The following is a 7,066-nucleotide window of genomic DNA, read 5'->3' on the forward strand; positions in this document are numbered from 1 at the left end:
ACGCGGATGCGGGCAATGGCGTTCTCGCAGTAGCGACGCAGGGCCGGGGTCAGGGCGCCGTTGCCGACTTCGCGCAGCAGGTCTTTGCTGGCGCGCATGGCGCACGGGCTGTTGAGCAGCAGGTTGTCGATCCACGACGCCACTTGTTGCTCCAGCTCGGCCGTCGGGTAGCTTTCCGACAGCAGGCCGATTTCCCGGGCGCGCTGGCCGCTGAAACGCTCGGCGGTCAGGGCGTAGCGGCGTGCCGCGCGTTCGCCGATGGCTTGCACTACGAACGGGCTGATCACCGCCGGGGCCAGGCCGATGCGGACTTCCGACAGGCAGAATTGCGCATCGTCGGCGCCGATCGCCATGTCACAGCAACTGATCAGGCCCAGGGCACCGCCGAAGGCCGCGCCTTGCACCACGGCCAGGGTCGGGATCTTCAGCTTGGCCAGGTTGTACATCAGCTCGGCCAGCTCGCGGGCATCGTCGAGGTTGGTGTGGTAGTCGAGCTCGGCCGACTGCTGCATCCAGGCCAGGTCGGCGCCGGCGCTGAAGTGCTTGCCGCGGCCGCGCACCAGCAAGAAACGCAGGGCCGGATCGCTTTGCACCTGATCCAGGGCGAGGATCAGCTCGCGGATCATTTCGGCGTTGAAGGCGTTGTTCTTTTCTTCACGGCTGAGCCACAGGGTGGCGAAACCACGCGGGTCCTTCAGCAGTTCCAGGGTGTTGAAGTCGTTCATGTCGATTTCGCTCCGGGTCACATGCGGAACACGCCGAAGCGGCTCTGTTCGATAGGGGCGTTGAGGGACGCGGACAAGGCCAGCGCCAGGACGTCGCGGGTCTGCGCCGGGTCGATGACGCCGTCGTCCCACAGCCGGGCGCTGGAGTAATACGGATGACCCTGGTGCTCGTACTGATCGAGGATCGGCTGCTTGATCTCGGCTTCCTGGGCGGCGCTGAAAGTCTGTCCGCCACGTTCGGCCTGCTCGCGCTTGACCTGCACCAGCACCCCGGCGGCCTGCTCGGCGCCCATCACGCCGATCCGCGCGTTGGGCCACATCCACAGGAAACGTGGGTCGTAGGCGCGGCCGCACATGCCGTAGTTACCGGCGCCGAAGCTGCCGCCGATGATCACCGTGAACTTCGGCACCTTGGCGCAGGCCACCGCGGTCACCAGTTTGGCGCCGTGCTTGGCGATGCCGCCGGCTTCGTATTTCTGCCCGACCATGAAGCCGGTGATGTTCTGCAGGAACAGTAGCGGGATGCCGCGCTGGCAGGCCAGCTCGATAAAGTGCGCACCTTTCTGCGCGGCCTCGGCGAAGAGGATGCCGTTGTTGGCGAGGATGGCGATCGGGTAGCCGTGCAGGTGAGCGAAGCCGCACACCAAGGTGGTGCCGAACAGCGCCTTGAACTCATCGAAGACCGAACCGTCCACCAGCCGCGCGATGACTTCGCGCACATCGAAGGGTTGCTTGGCGTCCGCCGGAATCACCCCGTACAGCTCGTCGCTGGCATACAGCGGGGCGATCGGCGTGCGTTGCTGCAACTCGCCCTGCTTGCGCCAGTTGAGGTTGGCGATGCTGCGCCGGGCCAGGGCCAGGGCGTGTTCGTCGCTGTCGGCGTAGTGGTCGGCGACACCGGAGATCTTGCAGTGCACATCGGCGCCGCCAAGGTCTTCGGCGCTGACCACTTCACCGGTGGCGGCTTTCACCAGCGGCGGGCCGGCGAGGAAGATGGTGGCCTGTTCGCGGACCATGATCGCTTCGTCGGCCATGGCCGGCACGTAGGCCCCGCCGGCGGTGCAGGAACCCATGACCACGGCGATCTGCGGGATGCCCTGGGCGCTCATGTTGGCCTGGTTGAAGAAGATCCGCCCGAAGTGCTCGCGGTCGGGGAACACCTCGTCCTGGCGCGGCAGGTTGGCGCCGCCGGAGTCCACCAGGTAGATGCAGGGCAGGCGGTTCTGCTGGGCGATGGCCTGGGCGCGCAGGTGTTTTTTCACGGTCAACGGGTAGTAGGAGCCGCCTTTCACCGTGGCATCGTTGGCCACGATCATGCATTCGACACCTTCCACCCGGCCGATGCCGGCAATCACCCCGGCGGCCGGCACGTCTTCGCCATACACCTCATACGCCGCCAGTTGGCTGACTTCGAGGAAGGGCGAGCCCGGGTCGAGCAGGCGGTTGATACGCTCGCGCGGCAGCAGCTTGCCGCGCGAGGTGTGCCGTTCCTGGGCCTTGGCGCCACCGCCTTGCTGGACCTGGGCGAGCAGGGTGTGCAGGGCATCGACCTGGGCCAGCATGCTGGCAGCGTTCTGCGCGAACTCTGGTGATTTCGGGTTGAGCTGAGACTTCAGAATCATTGGGGCTCCCAGCGCAGCTCGAAGCGACAAGCTTCAAGCTGCAAGAGTAAATCGGCGTTACGGCAGCTATGGCTTGCCGCTTGTAGCTCGCAACTTGCAGCTGCTCTTACTTCGTCTCGTTAAAGAGTTCGCGACCGATCAGCATGCGGCGGATCTCGCTGGTGCCAGCGCCGATTTCATACAGCTTGGCGTCGCGCAGCAGGCGGCCGGCGGGGAATTCGTTGATGTAGCCGTTACCGCCGAGGATCTGGATCGCGTCCAGGGCCATCTGGGTGGCGCGTTCGGCGCTGTAGAGGATCACCCCGGCGGCGTCCTTGCGCGTGGTCTCGCCGCGTTCGCAGGCCTGGGCCACGGCATACAGGTAGGCGCGGCTGGCGTTGAGCTGGGTGTACATGTCGGCGACCTTGCCCTGGATCAGCTGGAACTCGCCGATGCTCTGGCCGAACTGCTTGCGGTCGTGGATGTAGGGCACCACCAGGTCCATGCAGGCCTGCATGATCCCGGTCGGGCCGCCGGAGAGCACCACGCGCTCGTAGTCCAGGCCGCTCATCAGTACCTTCACGCCGCCATTGAGCACGCCGAGGATGTTTTCTTCCGGCACTTGCACGTCATCGAAAAACAGCTCGCAGGTGTTGGAGCCGCGCATGCCCAGCTTGTCGAACTTGTTGCTGCGGCTGAAGCCTTTCCAGTCGCGCTCGACGATGAACGCGGTGATGCCGTGCGGACCCTTTTCCAGGTCGGTCTTGGCGTAGATCACGTAGGTGTTGGCGTCGGGGCCGTTGGTGATCCAGGTCTTGCTGCCGTTGAGCACGTAGTGGTCGCCGCGCTTGTCGGCGCGCAGCTTCATCGACACCACGTCGGAGCCGGCATTGGGTTCGCTCATGGCCAGGGCGCCGATGTGTTCGCCGCTGATCAGCTTGGGCAGGTATTGGCTTTTCTGTGCGTGGTTGCCGTTGCGGTTGATCTGGTTGACGCAGAGGTTGGAATGGGCGCCGTAGGAGAGGGCGACCGAGGCCGAGCCACGGCTGATTTCTTCCATGGCCACCACGTGGGCCAGGTAACCCAGGCCGGCACCGCCGTATTCTTCCGGCACGGTGATGCCCAAGAGGCCCATGTCGCCGAACTTGCGCCACATGTCGGCGGGGAACAGGTTGTCGATGTCGATCTGTGCCGCCCGTGGCGCCAGCTCGGCCTTGACGAAGGCCTGCACCTGGTCGCGGAGCATGTCGATGGTTTCGCCGAGGGCAAAGTTCAGGGTCGGATAGCTCATGGGGGCACCTTCAAACTTGTTTTTATGTAAGGGAGTCGGGCTGTGGAGAGCGGCTGATCCGGCTCTCACCTTTACGTTAACGTAAGCCTGCGACGGGTGGCTGTCAATCACCCTTTACGTAAACGTCAACTTGCGCGAATCTGTAGGAGCCGAGCTTGCCGGCGATGAAGGATCACGCGGTCGTATAGCGACATCGCGGCGCTCCAATCACGGGCAAGCCTCGCTCCTACAATAAAGACAATAGGGGGTCATCATGGATCAACCCGCACCCGCGCCGGGGCGCAGCTACACTCGCGGCACTCAGGACAAAGCCTTGCTGGCGCTGACCATCGGTCAGGCGTTCGATCGCACGGTGGCGTCATACCCTCGGGGCGAAGCCCTGGTGGTGCGTCATCAGCAGCTGCGCTACAGCTGGCAGCAGCTGGCCGAAACCGTCGATCTGCATGCCCGGGCGCTGCTGGCCCTGGGGCTCAAGACCGGCGACCGGCTGGGCATCTGGGCCCCCAATTGTGCCCAGTGGTGCATCAGCCAGTTCGCCAGCGCCAAGATCGGCGCGATCCTGGTGAACATCAACCCGGCCTACCGCAGTTCCGAGCTGGAATACGTGCTCAAGCAGTCCGGTTGCCAGTGGCTGGTGTGCGCCGGTGCGTTCAAGACCTCCGACTATCACGCCATGTTGCAGGGCCTGGCACCCGAGCTGGCGCAGCAGTCCATCGGCCAGCTACAGAGCGAGCGCCTGCCGGATTTGCGCGGCGTGATCAGCCTCGACGCGCAGCCGCCGTCGGGTTTTCTGCCCTGGTCGCAGCTGGCCGACCTGGGGGCCGGCGTCAGTGTCGAAGCGCTGCGCGAACGCCAGGACAGCCTGGACCCCGACCAGGCGGTGAATATCCAGTACACCTCCGGCACCACCGGTTTCCCCAAGGGCGCGACCCTCAGCCACTACAACATCCTCAACAACGGCTATATGGTCGGCGAGAGCCTGGGCCTGGGCCACGAGGACCGCCTGGTGATTCCGGTGCCGCTGTACCACTGCTTCGGCATGGTCATGGGCAATCTGGGCTGCGTGACCCACGGCACCACCATGATCTACCCCAACGATGCCTTCGATCCGCTGCTGACCCTGAGCGCCGTGGCCGAGGAAAAGGCCACCGGGCTGTATGGCGTGCCGACCATGTTCATCGCCATGCTTGACCTGCCACGGCGGGCCGAGTTCGACCTGTCGAGCCTGCGCACCGGGATCATGGCCGGGGCCACCTGTCCGATCGAGGTGATGCGCCGGGTGATCAGCGAGATGCACATGAGCGAAGTGCAGATCGCCTACGGCATGACCGAAACCAGCCCGGTGTCGTTGCAGACCGGCCCGGCGGACGACCTCGAACTGCGCGTGACCACGGTCGGCCGCACCCAGCCGCAGCTGGAAAGCAAGATCATCGACGAGGCGGGTAATATCGTGCCGCGCGGCACCATCGGCGAGCTCTGCACCCGCGGTTACAGCGTGATGCTGGGCTACTGGAACAACCCGCAGGGCACGGCTGAAGCCATCGACCAGGCCGGCTGGATGCACACCGGCGACCTGGCGACCATGAACGAGCAGGGTTACGTGTGCATCGCCGGGCGCAACAAGGACATGATCATCCGCGGCGGCGAAAACATTTATCCGCGCGAGCTGGAGGAGTTTTTCTTCACCCATCCGGCGGTGGCCGACGTGCAGGTGATCGGCATTCCATGCTCGAAGTACGGTGAAGAGATTGTCGCCTGGATCAAGTTCCACCCCGGCCACAGCGCCAGCGAGGAGGAGCTGCAGGCCTGGTGCAAGGAGCGTATCGCTCACTTCAAGACGCCGCGTTACTTCAAGTTCGTCGAGGAATTCCCGATGACCGTGACCGGCAAGATCCAGAAGTTCAGGATGCGCGAGATCAGCATCGAGGAGTTGCGCGGGCATTCCTGATGTCATCGCGAGCAAGCTCGCTGTTTGTAGGAGCAAGGTTGCTCGCGATAGCGACCCCAAGGTCGCCGCCGAATCAGGGAAGAAAACAGGAATGGCAGAAAGCACAAAGGGGAGCCGAAGCTCCCCTTTAATTTTGTCGTTGCGTGCTCTTTTTTTATTATTGAGGGGCGGTCTGTTGTTGTTTTTGGCAACCGTTACCCTTTACCGCTGTTTTTGGCGATCCCCATCCGGGATCAAGAGCAAACGTATTTTTTTGAGCGCTGATCTATTTTCTCGCTTGAGCGACCAACCAGTTCGGGAGCTACCTTGGGGTAGTTTTATTGTTCTCTGCCCGGTTGCGGGTGGCTCTTGTTGTTGAAGACACCCTGGAAAACACATCCTCTCCAAAAAAATCTGTTAGCTGCGTCTCTGCCGTGTTGTTTTTGTTATGTCAGAGTCGTTTCGTCTTATTTTTATTAGCTTTGCTGCTTTTTATTCTTGTTATGCCAGAGATATAGCAGAAGCCATGCCAACTTTTTAAAGTCCTTTAAAATCAATGGTTTGATAAAAATGGCATTTCATCTGTACCGCTAGAAAATCGACAAACTGTTTCCGTGTTACCCGTTTCGAGCGTGCGCCAGAGCAGTCGGTAACACCCTGAAACAGGCAACCCCCTCAACCTGGGTAACGGGCCTTGGCGACGCGCGAGCCGGTGGGCCGCCCCAGCACGGAGCAGATCTGCTGGCCGGCGAGGATCAGGCGCTCCATGTCGATACCAGTTTTGATGCCCAGCCCATTGAGCAGGTACAGCACGTCCTCGCTGGCGACGTTACCGCTGGCGCCCTTGGCGTAGGGGCAGCCGCCGAGCCCGGCGATGGAGCTGTCGAACACCGCGATGCCTTCCAGCAGGCTGGCGTAGATATTGGCCAGGGCCTGGCCGTAGGTGTCGTGGAAGTGCCCGGCGAGCTTGTCCCGCGGGACATGGGCGGCCACCACCTCGAACATCCGCCGGGTAGCGCCGGCGGTGCCGGTGCCGATGGTGTCGCCCAGGGACACTTCGTAGCAGCCCATGCTGTACAGCTCGCGGGCGACCACGGCGACCTGTTCCGGCGCCACCTCGCCTTCGTAAGGGCAGCCCAGCACACAGGACACGTAACCGCGCACGGTAACGCCATGCTGTTTCGCCGCCTCCATGATCGGCACGAAGCGCTCCAGGCTCTCGCTGATGGAGCAATTGATGTTGCGCTGGGAGAAGGACTCGGAGGCGGCGGCGAACACCGCGACCTCCTTGACCCCGGCGGCCACGGCATCTTCGAAGCCGCGCAGGTTCGGGGCGAGGGCGCCGTAGGTCACTCCCGGCTTGCGCTGGATTTGCGCGAACACCTCGGCGGACCCGGCCATCTGCGGCACCCATTTGGGCGAGACGAAACTGCCGACTTCTATATAGCCGAGCCCGGCCGCGCTCAGGGCGTCCACCAGTTGCACCTTGTCGGCGACGCTGATGGGCTGGGCTTCGTTCTGT

5 protein-coding genes are annotated in these 7,066 nt (G+C 63.2%); 1 reads left to right on the forward strand and 4 read right to left on the reverse strand.

Annotated features, from left to right (window positions below):
* The 3 genes from J4D28_RS30225 to J4D28_RS30235 form a co-directional block, all read right to left on the reverse strand.
* The coding region (locus J4D28_RS30225; RefSeq protein ID WP_207246526.1) for a gamma-carboxygeranoyl-CoA hydratase at positions 1–725 on the reverse strand (725 nt) is incomplete at its 3' end.
* A 17-nt stretch (positions 726–742) separates the two neighbouring features.
* The gene (locus tag J4D28_RS30230; protein WP_038577774.1) at positions 743–2,347 is read right to left on the reverse strand and encodes a carboxyl transferase domain-containing protein; all 1,605 of its coding nucleotides are present in this window, start codon (positions 2,345–2,347) and stop codon (positions 743–745) included.
* A 106-nt stretch (positions 2,348–2,453) separates the two neighbouring features.
* Positions 2,454–3,617 (reverse strand): isovaleryl-CoA dehydrogenase, encoded by a 1,164-nt coding sequence (locus J4D28_RS30235; protein WP_009049816.1) that lies wholly within the window; start codon positions 3,615–3,617, stop codon positions 2,454–2,456.
* A 253-nt stretch (positions 3,618–3,870) separates the two neighbouring features.
* On the opposite strand from J4D28_RS30235, the gene J4D28_RS30240 reads away from it, so the two are divergent.
* Positions 3,871–5,565 (forward strand): AMP-binding protein, encoded by a 1,695-nt coding sequence (locus tag J4D28_RS30240; protein WP_103331970.1) that lies wholly within the window; start codon positions 3,871–3,873, stop codon positions 5,563–5,565.
* Positions 5,566–6,219: 654 nt separating this feature from the next.
* Here the strand turns inward: J4D28_RS30240 and J4D28_RS30245 are convergent.
* Positions 6,220–7,066, reverse strand: an 847-nt coding sequence (locus J4D28_RS30245) for a hydroxymethylglutaryl-CoA lyase (RefSeq protein WP_207246527.1), incomplete at its 5' end; no start/stop codon positions are given.

The organism is Pseudomonas sp. GW531-T4 (genome assembly GCF_017349615.1).
Taxonomy (GTDB): Bacteria; Pseudomonadota; Gammaproteobacteria; order Pseudomonadales; family Pseudomonadaceae; genus Aquipseudomonas; species Aquipseudomonas chlororaphis_I.

Excerpts from the sequence above, each read along its gene's own strand:
- J4D28_RS30240 (WP_103331970.1), top strand. The coding sequence starts at position 3,871 with ATGGATCAACCCGCACCCGCGCCGGGGCGCAGCTACACTCGCGGCACT.
- J4D28_RS30230 (WP_038577774.1), bottom strand. The coding sequence starts at position 2,347 with ATGATTCTGAAGTCTCAGCTCAACCCGAAATCACCAGAGTTCGCGCAG.
- J4D28_RS30235 (WP_009049816.1), bottom strand. The coding sequence starts at position 3,617 with ATGAGCTATCCGACCCTGAACTTTGCCCTCGGCGAAACCATCGACATG.